The sequence below is a fragment of the Bacillus sp. 37MA genome, from assembly GCF_000372765.1.
Classification (GTDB): Bacteria; Bacillota; Bacilli; order Bacillales; family Domibacillaceae; genus Domibacillus; species Domibacillus aminovorans.
This window is the reverse complement of the sequence record NZ_KB889752.1, coordinates 2408569-2427843: the sequence shown is the minus strand read 5'-3', so window position 1 is coordinate 2427843 and position 19275 is coordinate 2408569. Positions and strand designations below refer to the sequence as shown.

Sequence of the window (19275 nt, the reverse complement as noted above, 5' to 3'; positions counted from 1 at the left end):
TTGTTAGACATGGATTAAGAAACCTTATATTGAAAGTAGATCGTATTTTTGAACGTATAGAATTAAAATAAGCAGTGCTAGTAAATGCTAGCATTGCTTATTTTTTGTATACAATTTTCTAATCATTGAATGATTACTATTATTTTGTATAGTTATCAAAATAACCTTGTATAAAGACAATAGGTGTACCTTTATCTCCGCTTCCTGAAGTTAAATCGGATAGAGAACCGATAAGATCAGTAAGTTTTCTAGGTGTAGTACCTTGTGCCTCCATCGATCCTACAAGATCAGAATCTTTATTGTTAATAAATTGAGAGATAGCTTGTTTAAGTTCTTCACCTCTTAAATCAGCAAAGTTATTATCAGCAAGATATTTTAACTTTACTTCATTAGGTGTACCATCAAGACCTGATGTGTAAGCTGGTGATACAACTGGATCAGCAAGTTCCCATATCTTTCCTACTGGATCTTTGAATGCTCCATCTCCATAAACCATGACTTCAACATTTTTGCCAGTCTTTTCTTTGAGCTTATGCTGTATTTTATCAACGATAGGTTGGCAATTACGTGGGAAAAGTTTAACACTATCTTCTGTTGATTTATTTGATCCTAGCAGGCCATAAGCTTCATTACATCCACTGCCATCAATAGACTCTGATAATATGTTATCGAGGCTATAAATTTTATCTCCACCATTTGCTTTTAATATTCTCTTCGTTCTAAATCTTGTATGAATATCGCAAGTAAGAACACTTTTTGTGTAATTTAAAATGGTTTTTGCATTATTTGAGAAGATAACTTCACATTCAACATCGTATTCCTCAACTAACGATTTATAATAGTCAATATAATCAACACCAGTAAAAGTATGCTTAATATATCCAAAATGATCACGGAATTGTTTTTCTGTTAAAACATCTGTCCAAGGATTAACTCCCTTTTCATCAAGTACGTCTATATCTACTAAGTGATTACCAACTTCATCAGATGGGTAGCTAAGCATTAATACGATTTTTTTAGCTCCTTTTGCAATACCACGGAGACAGTTTGCAAAACGATTACGACTTAAGATAGGGAATATGACCCCAACAGTATCTTCTCCAAATTTGGAACGAACATCTTTAGCAATATGATCGATAGTCGCATAATTACCTTGAGCACGAGCAACGATTGATTCTGTTAAAGTAACGATATCTTTATCATTAATTTTAAAGCCTTCAACGTCTGAAGCTTTTAACACACTATCTACAACGATCTTCTCGATATCGTCCCCTTCATTTATTATCGGGCAGCGAAGACCTCTCACAACTGTTCCAACTACTCTTTCCAATATAATCGCTCCTTACAGCTATTAAAGTAAATTTAAAAGATTGTCTATTTGTACTATACATCGTTGTAATAATATAAGTAAAATTAATATGTTTAATGTCAGATATAAGGAGTGATTATATGGTGAGTAAATTAGATTTATATAAAGTTTTTTGTAAGGTAGCGAAAAGTGAAAGTTTTTCCAAGGCGGCAAAAGATCTTTATTTGACACAACCAGCTGTTAGTCAAGCGATTATGCAGTTAGAAAGAGAATTAGATATACGTCTTTTTAATAGAACACCTAAGGGGGTATCTTTAACAAATGAAGGTAGTATTCTGTTTGAGTATGTTAATTCGGCTATTAATTTAATTGACGTTGGGGAAGAAAAAATTTTAGAATTAAAGAATTTAACGACAGGGGAATTAAAGATAGGTGTAGGGGATACGATTTCCAGGTATTTCTTACTTCCCTATTTAGAAGCTTTCCATAATAGATATCCGAATATCAAGTTTTATATTGTTAATGGTACAACATTTGAACTCTGTTCGATCTTAAAATCAGGAGAGGTGGATATTGTCATTTGTAACCTCCCGATTGATGATCCTACATTAGAACTGAGACCATGTTTTGATATCCAGGATACGTTTGTTTACGGGGAGAAATTTAAAAAAATATTTTCTAAACCATTAAGCCTTCATGAATTAGTAAAACTGCCATTAATTTTTCTTGAACCAAAATCAAATTCCAGAAAGTATGTAGAGGATTATATGATTTCTAAAGGTATAAAGATTTCGCCCGAATTTGAATTAGGTTCCCATGATTTATTATTGGATTTTGCCAAAATAAATTTAGGAATAGCATGTGTGACGAAAGAATTTTCCCAAGAGTACTTAAATAAAGGATTAGTGTATGAAGTACAATTAAATGAAGAAATACCGAAGAGAAATATCGGAGTATGTTTTTTGAAAAGTGTACCTCTATCACCAGCTTCAACAAAATTTGTTGAGATCATAGAAAATAAATAGGTATAAAATATTTTTCTGTTAATTAATATTTATTTCGTAATTTAGCCACTGTTATCAATAATAATGGTAAAAATAAACCGTAACTCAAAGTAAAAGTCCACCAGATGGATAAAAGAAATTGATTAACATACGTTGTACTCGGCGCTGTTATAAGAGCAAGGGCATACACAATTAAAGCTAAAGGAACCATTAGCACTTTATGATCTTTAATTTTAAAAATTTGTGCTAGGCCTGCTGTTGCCGCATAAAAACAGATTGTCACTTTGAAATAAACAGTGAAAAACCAGATAAAAGCTAATATAGCTTCTATTCGCTGAAGAAAACTTCCTACACTTATTTTTCTGGCTAACGCATAAGATGGGTAAATGGAATTTGATGTTAAATGACTACCTAGAACCAAAATACTTAAAAGTATAATAATAAAGAGAAAACTACTGCCAGTGATCATTCCGATCACAAAGCTTTTGGTAATTCTCTTCGTTTGATTGACATACGGTAAAACCATTAAAAGAATTACAGATTCTAAGTAAAAACCAATAAGTGGAAGAGAACCGCGCAGTACTGGTTTTACCCCGTCTTCTAACACAGGCTGAATATTCTCAAGATTAATCTTTGGGGAAACTGATAGAAACAGAATCAAAAAAAGTAGGATAACCCAGGGGAAAATAATTTCCGCTGCACGAGCTAATGATTCGACCCCGACATGTATTCCCAAGATGATAATACTTAAAAAAAGAATAAGGATAGCGTTAATTGGTGTGTCCGGCATAATTTTAGTTGTCATGAAATCCCCTAATTCCCAAACGGTGATACTTGAATCAATTAAAGCAAAGAAAACAAATAGAACCCCAATGATTTTTCCAAACCACAAACTAAGAACTTTCTCACTGATATCGACTATATTCATGGAGGGAAATCGTTTCCCAAGAAAGCTGTACAACGTAACTAAAAAGATTCCCATGACAGCCGCGAGTAGGGCAGAAAGCCAACCGTCCTGTTTCGCTATAGATGTAACATCTGAAGGAACGAATAATAGGGTGTCACCGATGACAAATAAAATGACCAAACAAGTAAATTGCCGGGTATTTATTTTATTGTTATCAAACATTAATGTTATCTCCTCATGAGTAATAATATATCTTTTATTCCCTTTAATTCGAAGAAATATTCAGGGGATCTGATCTCTGTTTAACGCTTTAACGCAGTGGAGAACAGATATAGAGTACTTTAAAGCGATAAAGAATTCACGATGACATTTATTCATTTCCCAAATGTATTAAAAGTTGGGAAATAGGCATGATAATAGTGAAAACATCGGATGCTATATTCGGTGACTATAAATTTAGAATGGTAAAAGAAAATGAACAGTGCATGGAACCGGCTAATAAAAAAATGAAAAAAATAGCGAACATACCATATAAAGAAATAAAATATTGAGGGGGGAGGTAAAATGTATGAGGTTTTTGAAGAAACGAGGAAAAAACAGCGTTAAACGCCCTCTATTCGAGCAAGATGATCCAAACATGGAAATGAATAAAGACTTATTAAAAACAAGCCTACAAGAAAACATCCAACACGTAAAACAGCTGCTTGGAAATAGTAGCGATATCGTGATTAGGGAAATACAAATTGGCAAAAAGCAACTAGTTAAAGTATGCATTTTTTATACGGATGGATTAGTGGACACTAATTCCATTCAGAATTTTATCATGGAATCACTCATGTTAGATATCCATACCAGCCAGGAGCGAATGATATCGTCTCAACAGAGCGTTTTACAACAATTGAAGGATTGCATCCTTGCGGTTGGAGACATACGGGATGTGACGGAATTCCGTTCTTTATTAACTTCCTTGTTATCAGGGGATGTTATTCTCTTAGTGGATGGACATGCACAAGGTTTTACAATCGGTATGCGTGGTGGAAAAGACCGTGGTGTAATGGAAGCCACCACGGAAACCATTATTCGGGGACCAAAGGAAGGTTTTACGGAAAATTTGCGTACGAATACAGCGTTAATTCGCCGGAAAATTAAAACCCCCCAACTTTGGTTGGAATCGAAAAAAATCGGAAAATTGACCATAACCGATGTAGGGATCATGTATATCAATGGAATTGTAAATGACAAAGTCGTTGAAGAAGTGCACAGGCGTCTAGATCGAATTGATATCGATGGAATCCTAGAAAGTGGCTATATTGAGGAATTGATTCAAGATGAAACGTACAGTCCTTTTCCGACTATATATTATTCGGAGCGCCCTGATGTGATTGCTGCTGAGCTTTTGGAAGGGAAAGTTGCCATACTAGTGGATGGAACGCCGATTGTTCTAGTCGTCCCGGCACTGTTCGTCTCCTTTATCCAATCTTCGGAAGACTATTATCAGCGTACGGTCTTTAGCAGCCTTAATCGTATGCTTCGTTTTTTTTGTATTTTGATTGCTCTGTTAGGACCATCTGTATATATCGCTCTCACCACGTTTCATCAGGAAATGTTGCCAACTCCACTGCTGATTGGTTTAGCAGCTCAACGGGAAGGGGTTCCCTTTCCTGCATTCATTGAAGCTCTCATAATGGAAATCGGATTTGAAGTCTTACGGGAAGCTGGTTTACGAATGCCAAGGGCTATAGGGCCAGCTATGTCTATTGTAGGGACACTAGTGATTGGTACAGCGGCCGTTGATGCCGGAATTGTCTCGGCAGCCATGGTCATCGTTGTTGCGATCACTGCGGTTGCAAGTTTTGTCCTGCCTTCCTACGCCATATCTCAGTCCTTTAGAATGCTTCGTTTCCCTTTTATGGCGCTTGCCGCTTCTTTTGGCTTGTTTGGGATATTAGTCGGGTTCATTGCGCTAGTGCTTCACATGTGCAGCTTGCGTTCCTTTGGGGTTCCTTATATGAGTCCTTTTGCTCCTTTTATTCGTGAAGACATTAAAGATACTGTTATTCGGGTCCCTATATGGGGGATGTTTTCCCGCCCCCGTATAATCAGCCAGAAAAACAATAAACGCGTACAATCTTCGGCACCGAAACCGCCTCGGAATAACATGTGAGATTGACTAAGAAGCGATCAGAGTCTTACAACAAAAAAACAAAGCTGCTCTATTTGGATTTGATGAAGCCATGCATCGCACGATTCAAAAGCTTCAAAAAGGGATAAAAGGATCTGGAAAAAAATTATTGTATCGTATGTGAATTTTTGATAATAAACAGAGATTCGACCCCTCTGAACGTTATCTCGTTCTTTAATAAAGCAAAAGAAAGGAGTAGTCAAAAGTGGTGGCTGTTGCAGGAATCCTTGTCATTATGGCTGTGATCATCGCGATTAATGTTCCTCCACTGTTGAGGAAGAAATTAAAAAAGGAGTTGTGGATATTTTCCCTTCTTCTACTATTCGGAACCGTGTTAAGTATTGCCGAAGTCCTGAATATCAAGATTCCGAATCCATTAGATTGGATTACAGCCATTTTTAAACCGCTTTCCGACATGGTTGAAAAATTATTAACGTGAAAATGGAATATGCAAAAGATGCTTCGAACAGCAAAAATGGGCATGTGATCATTTATGTTATAGATCATCGTATATAAGGTTGGCGGTTCCGTTCCTGTTCATACGTCAGGCCAACGACTTTTAAAATCTTGAAGAATGAAGATGGATGCATAAAATGAAATCGTCACTTTAAAATAATCCGTAATAAACCAAATAATAAAAAAATAGAGCGAAAGGAGGTTAATCCATGAAACGGAGCTTTACGATGTTTATCATTCTGATTGTATGTTTATTATTCACTGCAGGTTGCTGGAATCGTCGTGAATTAAATGAACTTGCCGTTACGCTGGCCATAGGGCTGGATAAGACAAGCGATGATCAATATCTTCTAACTGCCCAAGTAGTAAATCCAGCGGAAGTGGCTGGAGATCGTGGAGCAGGCAGTACACCTGTAATCATCTATTCAGCAAAAGGGAAAACCGTTTCTGAAGCTATCCGGAAAATAACAGATGAGTCCCCTCGGAGAATTTATCCATCTCATCTGCGAGTACTCGTGATTGGAGAGTCATTAGCAAAAGAAGGAATTGGAAAACCATTAGACCTTTTTTCAAGGGAATGGGACATGCGATCAGATTTTTATATCGTCGTAGCTAAGGGAATGGACGCAAAAAATATTCTAAAGGTGCCCACAGCTTTAGAAAAAATACCCGCCAATAAATTGTTTAATACCCTTAGCATCTCATCAAAAGTATGGTCAGGTACAAGTGCCATTACATTAGATGAATTGATCACGGATATGGTAAGTGAAGGAAAACAACCGGTGTTAACAGGAATCCAAGCAGATATAAAAGGTGATGAAGAAACGTCTTTAAGCAAACAGAATGTAGAAATGATTGATATGCCTGCCCGATTGTCCTATAGCGGATTAGCAATATTTGATAAAGATAAGTTAGTGGGCTGGTTAAATGAGAAACAAAGCCAAACGTATACCGTCATTACAAGCAAAGAGAAGAGTACAGTTGTGGATGTATCGTGTCCGAAAGGTGGGAAATTTGTGTATCAAGTGATGAGTTCAAATACGGAAATGAAAGGTAAGATAAAGAATGGAAAACCTGAGATCGATCTAAATGTTCATGTGGAGGGCAATATAAGTGAAGTAGAATGCCCCATCGATTTGACAAAAACGGAATCGATTGAGCAATTAGAGGAAATGTACGAAAAAACATCAAAGAAGGTGTTTAAAAAGGCAATAAAACAAGTACAGGAAGAATACAAAATGGATATTTTTGGATTTGGTGAGGCGATTCATCGAGCTGATCCTCAAGCTTGGAAAAAACTCAAAAAAGATTGGCCTAAACATTTTGAGAACGTGCCTGTAAATATAAGGGTACAAGGAGAAATCCGAAGCGTAGGTACGATTGATAATCCATTCAACGAAAAGTTAAAGTAAATTGCTTAGTTTATAAAAGAAACAAAAATGGTTAAATATGTTCAATACTGTTCTGGTGCAAATATAGATAGATTGATATTTGAATATTCGAAAAAGTATTCAAACAGGGGCATTAGTAATTCATTAATTTGTTACGATCATCAATTTGGAATCCATCGTGATGCCTCTATACCTCCCGACAACCTCAAAATAAGAAGGGAGGGGCTTTTTATGCAGGAAAATACCCAACTTTCTGGCAATATCCTCTTTATTGATTTGTGTAGGGTGAAAAACTTTCGAACTTACGTACAAACGAGTAACCCAATCTTCAAGGTTTGTCGTGTAATAATTACTCATCATTATAAGCGCACCCTCAGACATAAAAGATCGGAATCGTTTCTTTCCTTCGCTTTATGTGTGACCCAATCAAAATGTTTCCTTATTCCTTCCATATCTTCTAGGGAAAGATTCTTCCATTTTTCAATATCAAAGAATCTAAAATCTTCTATAAAAAAGGTGTGTTTCTAGAAAGGGTTACGAAATGGAACTACTACATAAAACATAGCTGAACCTTGAATGGCTCGCCCTTCTATTTTTTATCGGCGTATTCTGTTACTACTATGGAAAAGCGACGGGTGAACTTGAAGCAGAAAAAAGCAAAAATAAAGACGACACGCTTTTCCAGAGCGGTCGCCAAAGAAATACCAATCCAAGAACATCATACCATACTTTCCTAAGATAGGCATTTCAGTGCTCGTCGATAGCAATCGAGCCAGGTTTCCCCGTACCTGTTCCGGATGTTATCGATGGACATCATCCATGCAGAGAAGGTGAAAATGATGATACAAGGCAAAAAGCCATCACGGGCTGAAAGAAAAGTGATCCTTTCTTGAATCCATTAAACTGGCTGGTCAGTGAGAAGCATAATGGTATGTACACACTTGTGCATCGTCACACTGAACAAGTCAAAGAAATACCAATGGGTATCGCGGTGGAAAAATAGGTTAAGAGGAAGAGTCATCATGTTAAGAGATTACACGATTATCGAGCAAATAGAGATGATGTACGCATCTAGGTTTCCACGTAAGTGCCCACATACAGGTTGTTTTCCAATCGATAGATTCAAGGTCATAGAAGAAGTTAAAACGCCTGAATGGCCAGCAGAACCGCCAAAACGAACGCCGGAAATTGAATTAAACAGGATATATGTCGCAAAACTTATGTGGAACTGGGAAACTTCAAAAGATCGATGTGATAAAGAATATTATGTCATTGCTGAGGATCCGGCAGTCATGTAGATTATTATCTTAATCCGGAACTAGAGGGATTACTCGGCAGCCTGCCTGTGCATTGGTTTGATCATTTTAGACTCAAAGAAGAAAACAGACGAAATGTCCGCTCAATTTAATCAATCTTTTTCTCGAAAATTAATAAAGGAATTGTGACAAATTTGTATTCGTATATAATATATCTCCAATTAATCTTTTGATATATGGTATATACGAGAGTGCTAGTAAAAATTTCCGGAAATATGGTTACTAACTATTTTACATATAAAGGAAGGGATGACCAGTAGGTATCCCGTTCCAATTAAAGACTATTCAGTTTTTAGTGGGGGACATATCCCCACACTTACATTATGGACAACTAAAGTCTGATTTATACATGGATTGTTAATTTACCAATCTTTCTATCACAATTGCTGCTTCATCCACAGTTTCATACTGTTCAACAGATTGAGTTTGAATCATTGTTACTTCAATTGTAGAAGTGTTTTTTAAGCAACAAACAGATGCTATAGATTGTCCGTCTTTTTCAAAGGTATGAGTGATGTCGATCGTGTTGTAAGAACATAAGGTTCTTAACAGATCTTTCAGGCTATCTAAAGACATATTCACCTCTCCTCTCTAGCCAGTGGCTAGCATAGTAGGAATTCGGGAACAGATAAAAATCAGCCGGGACAGAGCCTGTATGGAAAAAGCCAGATTACCCCAGCTTTAAATATTCGTAGGTACCATAGCAAAATGTTTCAGATGGTATTAATATTTCTAACCAATAAAAATTTATAAAAAATAGTCAAGATTGTATCCAGTTGACGCATTAGGGGGGAGCAAAATGAAAGCCTACGCATTGAAAGAGAAAACAGGCAGATATCGTTGCCATAACGTTTATGTGAAAGATGAAAGTTGCCGAATCGCTTATATGGAGAAGAATTTTTAAAAGTAGTATCCATTACAATCAAAGTTGATGAAGGTTGATCAACAGCCCGTCGAAAAAGCAACTATTCCAGGATAAGAATAGTTGCTGTAAAGAGCGTACCTAAATAGGATGGGGAAAGGACCCTATTTGTATTCAGCATATGTAATAACGATTCAAATGGTGAAAATTCAGTCGGTTAAATGAACAGTACATCAAAGTGGAAGTCGAATTTTAAACAAGAAAACAGCCAGATTAATACCTGACTGTAAAAGAGTTGAAAAATGACAAAATAGGGTTGGGGTATGACGGAAAACCGTCGTACAAAAACAGTATGCCTGTCCAGGAAAAGTTTATACAAAAAAACCGAGGAAAGTCCTCGGTACAAATAGTAATAGGGGTTTACTTTGACATAATACCAGTTTAACCAATCTAGAGAAATATATACGATAATCAAAATTAAATCCAATTGAAATTCAAAATGGGTTAGGTTAAAAATAAGATCGATTCTCCCATTTGGTTGCAAAGGTTAGGAGTGCAATGACAGTTAGGGAAAACCGACTTATAACTATAGTATACACATTTCGACAAAATGTATGCAAAAAAGCCAAGGGAAGTCCCTGGCTACAATTATTATCTATTTTGAAGTTGAAATTGAAAAATGAGCTCATCTAATTCTTCGCTGTACCGTAACGTTTCAGGACTGTTAAGACCGTGTTGCTGGGCGGCAGTAATCATGAGATGTCGAAGGCTGTTAATGAGAGAAAGCAAGTCGCAAAAAGTACCCTCACTGTTATCCATGATAGTCCTCCTAGGTTCTTGATAACCTTCCTAGATAAATTATAGCGTGAAACTAGGTAAAAGAAAACAGTTTTTTGTAAAAGAATGTCATCTTTAAAATAAAAAAAACCGAGGGATCCCCAGCTTGTTAAAACATTATTCGCAATTCTATTTTAACAGAATGGGGGCGTCCTGTAATATGAAGATTGACCATGAAAAAATGACAGCTGAAATTAACTTGATGGAGAATGCCACTTAGTACGTAGTCGATGGGGTACTAAAAAAAGTGGATGATCTGCCGACTGGTTTTGGTTCACAGACTATCGCTTGGCAGCAAGGGAAGCCGGTTGGATTCGACATACATTACATGAAAAGAGACAGATGATTGATCAACAGCAAACACATAAAGGAAGGGATGGCCAATTAGGTATCCCATTCCAATCAAAACTATTCAATTTTAGTGGGGTGACACATCCCCTCGTTTACATTATGGACAACTAAAGTCTGATTTATACATGGATTGTTAATTTACCAATCTTTCTATCACAATTGCTGCTTCATCTACAGTTTCATACTGTTCAACAGATTGAGTTTGAATCGTTGTTACTTCAATTGTAGAAGTGTTTTTTAAGCAACAAACTGATGCTATAGATTGTCCGTCTTTTTCAAAGGTATGAGTGATGTCGATCGTGTTGTAAGAACATAACGTTCCTAACAGATCTTTTAGGCTATCTAAAGACATATTCATCTCTCCTCTCTAGCCAGTGGCTAGCATAGTAGAAATTCGGGAACAGATAAAAATCAGCCGGGATAACAGAGTCTGGATGGAAAAAGCCAGCTTGCCCCCGTTTTAAATATTCGAAATTACCATAGCAAAATGTTCCGGACAGTAATAATATTTCCGATTAATAAAAGTTTATGCAAGAATCAACAGGCGGAAATAGATGCTTTAAAAGACACACTTAAAAAAGTAAAAGTAATCATTTTTGGTGAATCTGATTTTGATGAATACATGTTTGAAGAGCTTGAAAAAGTGTTGAAACCTTAATGAACAGCACGATAAAAAGCAACTATTCGAGGATAAGAATAGTTGCTTCAAAGAGCGAGGCTTCTAAAATAGGAGGGAGAATGAACTCCTATCTGTTCTTAGCATATGCAGTGACGATTCAAGCAGTAAAAATGTAATCAGTTAAATGAACAATCCATCGATATTACAGCACAAAAAGCCGGGTTGCCCCGACTTTAAAAACCGGACACTAACACAGCAAAATGTTCCGGTTAACAACATTATTTCCATTTAATGAAAGTTTATGCAAAAAGGCCGAGGGGAGCCAAGACCCTCGGCCGAGAGGAATGAAACTGTCATATGCAAGAGGGAACTCTCATGCAGTAACATTTTAACCAGTTAAGATAAATATATGCAAAAAAGCCAAGGAAAGTCCCCAGCTCTTTAAATAGTGCTCGCAACTCTATTTTAACAGACTGGGGGCGTCCTGTGATATGAAGATTGACCATGAAAAAAATGACAGCTGAAACAGATCCAATGAATGATAAAACAATATTACAATGGGTGGAAAGGTGGACCGATTCGAGACCAAAGAGAAAAGGAAAGTGTAGCAATGGAACTCTTTTTCGAACATCCGTGGTGGACGAGGCTATGGATAATCCTTATTTTTGATCTTTTGGGAGAAATGAAGATCGGTACGAGCAAAGATGGCTGATCAACAGTAGAAATAAACTTTTGAATCAGGCTCGGGGACATGGTATTCTGTTTCACAAGAGAGGCCAACTTGTGAATGTTTGGTCGCTTTACAATTTATTGTTCATTTAGGAAATATTACTTATCATTAACACATACAATTAAATATTAACTCTTTATAGAAACAGGAGAACATAAGTGGGATTAAAAGTTGATAACGTATTGAGCTATAGGGGTAGGATTATAAGTGTAGTATTTATTGCCGTCATTTATTTGTTCATTAGGGGAATAGCGATAATGTACTTTGGACGAGCACTTTATCCATTTCCAATACCAGTGCTTATTCCATTAGTTATAGCCTGGTATTTTGGAAAGCAGTATGATAAATATGTGCATTTATCTATGAGAGATACTCTCACAGGATTATATAACAGACGCTATGTATTGGATAAGTTCCCTCGAGTAATGACATATGTTAATAGAAGAAAGTTAAATATCGCTATATTGCTGTTAGATGTTAATGAATTTAAAGCAATAAACGATAATTATGGACATGACTACGGAGATCAAGTGCTTGAGCATCTATCAAAAATTTTATGCAAATCTTTTGGACAAAAAGATATTATCGCTAGATGGGGTGGGGATGAATTCCTCATACTTTCCACATTTTCCGATGAAAAATTAGTAATAAATAAAATAAATCAATTTAAAAATGAGATAAAAAGGGAGGACTGGCAGCATAAAAGCGACATATCCGTTTCCATAGGTAAAGCGACATATCCTTTAGATGCTGATAGTTTAAAAGATTTAATGGCTAAAGCTGATTCTAATATGTATGAATTAAAAATGAGTGGTAAACAAATGAATGCAACAAAAAGTGAAGAATCCATGTTGCACTAATTTGAAGATGCGTGCTATTGTTAAGTAAGCTAATTACCAATAATTATGAACACTGAAAGCCCTTTACAATCCTTTTAAGGTTCTGGTGCGAAAATAATTTGATAAAAATAGAACCTATATTACCTACTAACTTGCCCGTTATGATGCTATTCCGAACAACTGATGTATGAATTCAACTTCATTTTGGTCAGACTTCACCCCTTGGTGAACTTGCCTCTTTTTTATCATATGCATCGCTTCAATGCCATTCAATATATAAGTGGCTGTTTCATACGACTTGAATCCCAACATAGAGCGCACACGTTTTTTAATGAAACGGTGATCCTGTTCTACTATATTATTGAGATATCTTACTTGCCTTATTTGTATGCCTTCAGGCATACGTTTCTCTTTTTTTAACTTTTGAATCGCTACAGGATAGGTTGGATTTTTGTCTACTGTTATGACACGGGGTTTAGAAACATGAAAAGACCGCAAAGCTTTCTTGAAGAAGCATTTTGCAGCCTGTTTGTCTCTGGCTTTACCGAGATAAAAATCAATCGTGTTTCCTTTGGAGTCCACTGCACGATACAGGTACATCCATTGCCCTTTTACTTTGATAGACGTTTCGTCGACTCTCCAAGAGTTATTTGTTGGTCTAAGATGATGCCGTACTCTATCATCTAACTCCGGACTATATTGATGAACCCAACGTATAATCATTGTGTGGGCCATTGATAAGCCGCGTTCCTCCATCATCTCCACTATGTTATGAAAGCTCAAATTGTACCGCAGGTACCATCTTACAGTTAACAAAATAATGTCGGGTTGATAATGTTGACATAAGATACAATATCTTCTGCCGTGTAATGAGCCGGCACCACTTTCTCAAGAGCGATTTGCGTTGTTGTCGATGACGTAATTGTGACACTTTCTGCAAACGGATAATAGAAAGTATCCAAGATGAATAGAAAAGTCCCATATAATAAATTCGCAAATTCGCCACGTGTCAATGTTTGCTGCGCTCCAAACTTTGTCGCAGAAATACCCTTGACTACCCTATCATCATATAAAAGACTAACTGCTTCATCATATCGTTCTCCTACGTCCATAAAAGGGTGGCTGGATGCTGCGCTGGAGTAGCTAAACTGGATATTGCTACTGTGGCTGCCGTTGCTGCTGTAAACAAAGAATACTTATTCAATCGATTGTCTCCCGTCTTCAATGTATTGAAGCGATTCTATCATTCCCCAAAACATCCGTAAACAGGTATCTAGGTAGGAAAAACTTTTTAATACTAAGATCCACCCGAACCTTGCATAAAATCCTGTATATAAAACTAGCTCAAACACAGCGCACTGGGGCGTAACACCCCGGACATACTGGCGTAACGCCAGCACTTGCAAAACCCGTCTTTAAGAAGGATCGTTCTTCTTTTGCTGAACAGGAACCGGGATTTTTAACGGTACAAATCCCGGGCTGTACTTACTGTGTACCACCTTTTTAACGTCAATATCCCACACATATAAGGTTGGTTCCGGCTCTTGCATCGGCTGTTTTACTAATTTTAAACGGTGTCTTTTTTTCAATTGGCTCTGTTAAAGTTTACTGTTGATATTTGGTGCTTACGAGAATATTGCGCAACAGTTGACCGAAACTGTTTACTAAATGACTTTAGGGCTTTAGTGATAATTAACTAAAAAGAAAAAGAACCTAAGACGGCTCCTTTTCAATCTACAACTTCAAATGGAGCAGCAAGCCCGCTGATGGTAGCTCGATATTCACCTGGTGCTAGTTCATACTTCAGGTCCTTTACATCAAACCCCATTGATGACAATTCACCTGGAGGATGACCAGTTGCCATCTCAGTGAAAGAATCAGCTTTCATTGGCACTCTGTACCATGTATCTTCTACTTTTTTTCAAGAAACACATGCTCACCTGTCTCGTATTGTGTATTGCTGTCATTTTGGATTTCAACAATGATATTCTCAACTGTTGTTGGGTATTGGGCTTTTTCAGTTTCGATAGTAACATTATTCTCCGAGTTCGGAAGTTCTTGAGCATAATATGTGCGCAAATTACTGTCAAAAGTGACATGTAGTCAAAAATTTCCGGTGAATAAGTAATCATAACTTAATATTTATGGGACTCTTTATCTTTAACTAATGGGGTATTTATTTGTAGGAGGTTACAAAACTGCACAACCTCCGATTCTTGTCACTAGTTCAAAACGACAAAGGTTTGTTAAGTCGATGCGAAGTTACAAAGAAATATTGATAAAATGAAATGTCAACACTAAATCATACAACCTTTTTAAGGGACATTTCTCTAAACTCCACCGGGCTTACGTAGCCTAAGGTTCCGTGGATGCGCAGCTTATTGAACCAGTTGACGTAGTCACTGAATTCAACTGTAAGATGTTCTAAATGATCAAACGTCATCTGGCTCACAAACTCTGTTTTGATGATTTTAAATGTGGCTTCCGCCACGACATTGTCATATGGACAGCCTTTCGTGCTGAGTGACCGGCCAATGTTAAAAGCTGATAATGTTTGATCGATCAGCTGGTTTTTAAACTCGCTGCCACGGTCTGTGTGGCAGAAGCATTTCTCCGCTTTCTACGGACCGTACTGGCACATTATCCATCTGGCCGGATCGTGATGATTTTGGACAAAGCTCGTATGCATCCAGCCGTTTCTTGAAACAAACCGCAGCCGCCTGGAACTGATCTTCCTTCTGTCGTACAGCCCGCAGCTTAACTGATGGAAGGCGTGTGGAAATGGCTGAAGAAACCGTCATCTACACCAGCAACATCCAGAAAATTGTGTTGGCTGTCCGTACGTTTCTATGATATGCCAGTGAGCGTTCGGAAGAAGCTATCGGCCGGCTCTATCTTAGAATGTAAAGTCAAACGATCAACTTATGTAAAAGGAGAATAACCGATGCTTTTTCAAAAGAAGCGAATAAGAATCATTATATGTATGGTCATCCTTTACTCATTAACATACTATGCATGGCTTTTTTATTTTTGGAATGATAAAGAATTAAGATATTTCGGAGGAAGCTTTTTTGCGTTGATGGCCCCTTTAATGTCGTTTATCTTTATGTACGTGAACATTAAAAGAATTAGAAGAGAACAAAAGAAGTATTGGTTTCTATTAATGACGAGCTGTTTGAGCTTTCTTCTCGGGCAATTAATATGGACTTACGATCTCAGGACAGAAGCGATCTACACCTTTCCAGGGTGGGCCGATTTGTTTTGGGCTATCAATGTATTGTTGTATTTATCCGCCTTGCTTTATAAAGTATACACGGACAAACATAAATACCGCATATGGCAGTTATGGTTTGAAGCGTGCATCGTGATCACTGTTTTGTTTACGGTCAGCTGGTTGTACTTGTTTAAAGAAATTTTATTTGATTCCCAGTTTTCTTTGTTCTATATAACAGTTTCTTTCAGCTTCTCCACTATTTATTTATGTACCTTGATGGTGATCATTTTTGTTTATTTATCTTATCAAAAATTTTTTCCTTTCAAAGTATTTACACTACAATTAAGCGCCATGATGCTATACATCATTGCTGATTCTATTTGGCTGTATCTATCTATATTTAATAGACTAGAACCATTTACACTAATAGAACCGTTATGGAGTATAGCTTTATTAATCATCGGATTATCCAGCTTTTTTGAAAAAGGAGCAGCGAATAACTACAGAGAGAACACCATTAAAGAACAGAGCATTTTGAAAATGAGTCGACTGATTATCCCTTATATAAGTGTCATTGTTTTGATTGTCATCGCTTTTTTTCAAAAAAATGAATTACTGACTATATTTATTGGTGTGATCGTCATATTGATCTTTAATATGATCAGACATGCCATTATTCTTCATGAAAATGATACGATATTACGAAACATTAAAAATATAAATGAAACATTGGAAGATAAAGTGAAGGAAAGAACGGCTCAATTATCTTTAAAGAATGAAGAACTCTCTTATTTAAATAGTCATTTGGAAGAAATCGTAGGAAATCGAACGCGCCAATTAGAAAAAACAAAAAAGATGCTCATAGAAAGTGAACAGCGGTATCGTTCTCTTTTTGAAAACCATCCGGATACGATTGTTTTATTTGATGTAGAGGGAAATAGTTTGCAGGTAAACCGTGCTAAAACAAATCGTACAGATGAGTGGGAAGAACGGCTGCTGACTCAATTGAAAAAATCGTACCCAACCCACTATTTTGAAAAAGCGCTTCAAGGGAAGCCTCAAAGTTTTGAAACGACGATTGAAGTAGAGGCACACTCTTCTTTCGACTATACGGTTACGTTTGTACCAGTTTGGGCTGCTGAAGATGTGATTGGTGTTTTTGGCATTTACGAGGAGATCACCGAAAGAAAAAGAACAGAAGAGCTCTTACGAAAATCTGAAAAATTAGAGATTGTCAGCCATCTCGCAGCTAGCATGTCTCATGAAGTAAGGAACCCGTTAACGGCAGCGAGGGGGTTTATGCAGCTGCTACATGAAGATCCATCGTTGGAAAATGGAGGACATTTCCTAGATATCGCTCTAAAAGAGATTGACCGGGCAACAGAAATTATCAATGATTATTTAACGTTTGCTAAACCGGCACCTATAACAGTGGAGAAAGTAAACGTGTTGGAAGAAATCCAGTCTACGATCCAAATCATTACTCCGTTGGCTAACATGAATGCCGTTCACATTAGCTTCACGTTTAACAAACAGGCCAATTATTTCATCTTAGGTGAAAGAAGTAAATTACAACAAGGTTTAATTAACATACTGAAAAATGGAATAGAAGCAATGCCGAATGGTGGGAAACTGCAGCTGAACTTACTCTCAAATGAGTTCAATGTCCAAATTGACATACAGGATACAGGTATAGGAATGACACCACAACAATTAAGCCGTCTTGGCGAGCCTTATTTTTCAACAAAGGGAAATGAAAAAGGAACGGGACTCGGAATGATGGTTTCCTTTAGTCTTATAAAAGGCATGAATGGACAGATCCGAGTAACAAGTGAAGTAAATAAAGGAGCATGCTTCTCCATCCTATTCCCTGTCTATCAGTAACAATTAAATAAGGTAGAAGGGTTCTAGTATAAATAATTGGGGAAGGTATAAAGAAACGAAAAGTTTCCTAAGTGGAATCTGTATGAATCTTTCAATATCATACTATAACTGAACTGTCTATACTTATCTGGGCACAAAAATTAAGGTCAAGTGTTCATGACCCTCTTTTCCTATCTAGAATAAGTATATATGTAGCAATTGAATTTTTTGCACCAGAACCAGATATTTTACGCTCTCAATGGAAACCATTTTGATCAATCTTTATTCAAAATGGTTTCTTTTCATTTGTTGCAAAATAAGGCTTCGTACGATACTTTAAATCAAACTGTATTCCAAACCTACAGAAATTCGCTAAAGAGCCAAAAAGCAAACTGGAGGACGCGGCTAAAAAGAAAAACACAAAATAAATAGAAGCAATCGGTGATTCACCGATTGCTTCTATTTTTAAGCGCCTCTTTACTTCTTACATAAATGAAGCGTCAGCCGGACGGTGTGCTGTGTAGATCGCTTCTCCATCACTTTCACCATCAAAAATAACGGGTACATTAGGTGTGAAAAGGACGACATCTCCTGCTTCTGCTTCATATCTGTTGCCTTGTAGGTCACGCAAAACAAATTTACCTTTTGTAACAACTTTATATTCTACAACTTCATATAAGAATTCAAATGATTCGCCAGGCTGCATAGAAAAGAAGCCGAGTGTAAGTGGATTTGGTGTTTCTGCTACCGGTACGTCAACAATTTGGCTGTTCACTCCTGGTTGGCTAATAATGGTAGATACATCTAGTTTTGGAAACGTTTTTTCTAAATCTGCTGCTTTAAATACTTGAATTCCTGGTGTTTCGCTCAATACTTTAGTCATGTGTGACACTCCTATTTATGTAGTTTTTGATTAAATTGATACTATGCTCATTATATAATCTAATGTTCCAAAAACAAAGTATGCACTTTATTAACATATAGTGTTAAAAATTATACTATGTTTGCACCAGAACCGATATGCGGATACTTATTTACGAATACAAACAATCTTTACGGTCATTGAGAGCGATGAAAGCAGTATTAGTAAATTGAATTTAGAACAAGCAAAAATAGCTGGAAGAGTATCTTTGGCATATATCTCTCTCATAAATTGAGTAGCGTCTGGTGGATTCTTCGTTAAATGAACCGACCGACCTCCTGTGAAATGAAGCAAATCGATTTTGTTGACGCGACATTATTCGACATGATTTAATGTATATAAATTCTTAATGAAAAAGGCAAACTTATCGAAAGGTAAGGACGCAAAACTACGGGTCTAACATTCTTATGGACTATGACAGCCAGGTTGCCAAATAGGGCTTTAACTCCGTATTTGGACCAATAACTGTTTAA

General features: G+C 36.8%; 18 protein-coding genes, 2 pseudogenes and 1 riboswitch. Of the genes and pseudogenes, 9 read left to right on the top strand and 11 right to left on the bottom strand.

Annotated elements, in window-relative coordinates; genetic code table 11:
* Positions 1-139: 139 nt before the first annotated feature.
* On the bottom strand, positions 140-1330 hold the full coding sequence (locus A3M5_RS0113530) for a coenzyme F420-0:L-glutamate ligase (protein WP_018394306.1): 1191 nt from the start codon (positions 1328-1330) through the stop codon (positions 140-142).
* Between the two features lie 119 nt (positions 1331-1449).
* Here A3M5_RS0113530 and A3M5_RS0113525 point away from each other — a divergent pair, with 119 nt between their 5' ends.
* Positions 1450-2334, top strand: a complete 885-nt coding sequence (locus tag A3M5_RS0113525; RefSeq protein ID WP_018394305.1) for a LysR family transcriptional regulator — start codon at positions 1450-1452, stop codon at positions 2332-2334.
* Between the two features lie 22 nt (positions 2335-2356).
* Here A3M5_RS0113525 and A3M5_RS0113520 read toward each other — a convergent pair whose 3' ends face one another.
* A complete protein-coding gene (locus A3M5_RS0113520; RefSeq protein ID WP_018394304.1) occupies positions 2357-3442 on the bottom strand; it encodes a GerAB/ArcD/ProY family transporter in 1086 nt (361 codons plus the stop codon).
* A 346-nt stretch (positions 3443-3788) separates the two neighbouring features.
* On the opposite strand from A3M5_RS0113520, the gene A3M5_RS0113510 reads away from it, so the two are divergent.
* From A3M5_RS0113510 to A3M5_RS0113490, 5 genes are all read left to right on the top strand, one after another.
* Positions 3789-5384, top strand: a complete 1596-nt coding sequence (locus A3M5_RS0113510; protein WP_018394302.1) for a spore germination protein — start codon at positions 3789-3791, stop codon at positions 5382-5384.
* A 223-nt stretch (positions 5385-5607) separates the two neighbouring features.
* The gene (locus A3M5_RS0113505) at positions 5608-5841 is read left to right on the top strand and encodes a hypothetical protein (protein ID WP_018394301.1); all 234 of its coding nucleotides are present in this window, start codon (positions 5608-5610) and stop codon (positions 5839-5841) included.
* Between the two features lie 244 nt (positions 5842-6085).
* Entirely contained in the window at positions 6086-7270 is a 1185-nt protein-coding gene (locus tag A3M5_RS0113500) for a Ger(x)C family spore germination protein (protein ID WP_231373238.1), read from the top strand.
* Between the two features lie 868 nt (positions 7271-8138).
* Positions 8139-8252 carry a DUF6906 family protein gene (locus A3M5_RS26865; protein ID WP_502685413.1) on the top strand — a complete coding sequence of 38 codons (114 nt, stop codon included), beginning with the start codon at positions 8139-8141 and terminating at the stop codon, positions 8250-8252.
* Between the two features lie 19 nt (positions 8253-8271).
* Entirely contained in the window at positions 8272-8547 is a 276-nt protein-coding gene (locus A3M5_RS0113490; protein ID WP_018394298.1) for a hypothetical protein, read from the top strand.
* A 375-nt stretch (positions 8548-8922) separates the two neighbouring features.
* On the opposite strand, the gene A3M5_RS0113485 is transcribed toward A3M5_RS0113490, so the two are convergent.
* From A3M5_RS0113485 to A3M5_RS0113470, 3 genes are all read right to left on the bottom strand, one after another.
* Positions 8923-9141, bottom strand: a complete 219-nt coding sequence (locus A3M5_RS0113485; protein WP_018394297.1) for a hypothetical protein — start codon at positions 9139-9141, stop codon at positions 8923-8925.
* 937 nt (positions 9142-10078) lie between these two features.
* Positions 10079-10246 (bottom strand): aspartyl-phosphate phosphatase Spo0E family protein, encoded by a 168-nt coding sequence (locus tag A3M5_RS24835; RefSeq protein ID WP_018394295.1) that lies wholly within the window; start codon positions 10244-10246, stop codon positions 10079-10081.
* 502 nt (positions 10247-10748) lie between these two features.
* Positions 10749-10967: a hypothetical protein gene (locus A3M5_RS0113470; RefSeq protein WP_018394294.1), complete on the bottom strand. Its 219-nt coding sequence runs from the start codon at positions 10965-10967 to the stop codon at positions 10749-10751.
* A 1155-nt stretch (positions 10968-12122) separates the two neighbouring features.
* Between A3M5_RS0113470 and A3M5_RS23815 the strand changes: the two genes are divergently transcribed.
* On the top strand, positions 12123-12824 hold the full coding sequence (locus tag A3M5_RS23815; protein ID WP_018394291.1) for a GGDEF domain-containing protein: 702 nt from the start codon (positions 12123-12125) through the stop codon (positions 12822-12824).
* A 138-nt stretch (positions 12825-12962) separates the two neighbouring features.
* Here the strand turns inward: A3M5_RS23815 and A3M5_RS0113450 are convergent, their stop codons facing one another.
* The 5 genes and pseudogenes from A3M5_RS0113450 to A3M5_RS25445 all read right to left on the bottom strand — a co-directional run bounded on the left by A3M5_RS0113450 (position 12963) and on the right by A3M5_RS25445 (position 15604).
* Complete coding sequence (locus A3M5_RS0113450; protein WP_026221723.1) at positions 12963-13652, bottom strand: IS6 family transposase; 690 nt, start codon at positions 13650-13652, stop codon at positions 12963-12965.
* On the bottom strand, positions 13613-13915 hold the full coding sequence (locus tag A3M5_RS25830) for an S-layer homology domain-containing protein (RefSeq protein ID WP_018394289.1): 303 nt from the start codon (positions 13913-13915) through the stop codon (positions 13613-13615). The genes A3M5_RS0113450 and A3M5_RS25830 overlap by 40 nt, the downstream gene beginning before the upstream one ends.
* Positions 13916-14532: 617 nt before the next feature.
* A pseudogene (locus A3M5_RS26660) lies at positions 14533-14882 on the bottom strand (immunoglobulin-like domain-containing protein).
* A 223-nt stretch (positions 14883-15105) separates the two neighbouring features.
* A pseudogene (locus A3M5_RS26190) lies at positions 15106-15402 on the bottom strand (transposase); the annotation flags it as partial.
* Positions 15377-15604 (bottom strand): hypothetical protein, encoded by a 228-nt coding sequence (locus A3M5_RS25445; RefSeq protein ID WP_155894715.1) that lies wholly within the window; start codon positions 15602-15604, stop codon positions 15377-15379. The gene A3M5_RS25445 and the pseudogene A3M5_RS26190, both read right to left, overlap by 26 nt.
* Positions 15605-15747: 143 nt before the next feature.
* On the opposite strand from A3M5_RS25445, the gene A3M5_RS23810 reads away from it, so the two are divergent.
* Together A3M5_RS23810 and A3M5_RS26860 are read left to right on the top strand one after the other, a co-directional pair.
* The gene (locus A3M5_RS23810) at positions 15748-17901 is read left to right on the top strand and encodes an ATP-binding protein (protein ID WP_018394287.1); all 2154 of its coding nucleotides are present in this window, start codon (positions 15748-15750) and stop codon (positions 17899-17901) included.
* Positions 17902-18230: 329 nt separating this feature from the next.
* Positions 18231-18308, top strand: coding sequence for a hypothetical protein (locus tag A3M5_RS26860; RefSeq protein WP_502685419.1), 78 nt, complete (start codon positions 18231-18233; stop codon positions 18306-18308).
* Between the two features lie 56 nt (positions 18309-18364).
* Here A3M5_RS26860 and A3M5_RS0113425 read toward each other — a convergent pair whose 3' ends face one another.
* Entirely contained in the window at positions 18365-18763 is a 399-nt protein-coding gene (locus A3M5_RS0113425) for a cupin domain-containing protein (protein ID WP_018394286.1), read from the bottom strand.
* Between the two features lie 386 nt (positions 18764-19149).
* Positions 19150-19236, top strand: a riboswitch (cyclic di-GMP riboswitch).
* Positions 19237-19275: the final 39 nt, after the last annotated feature.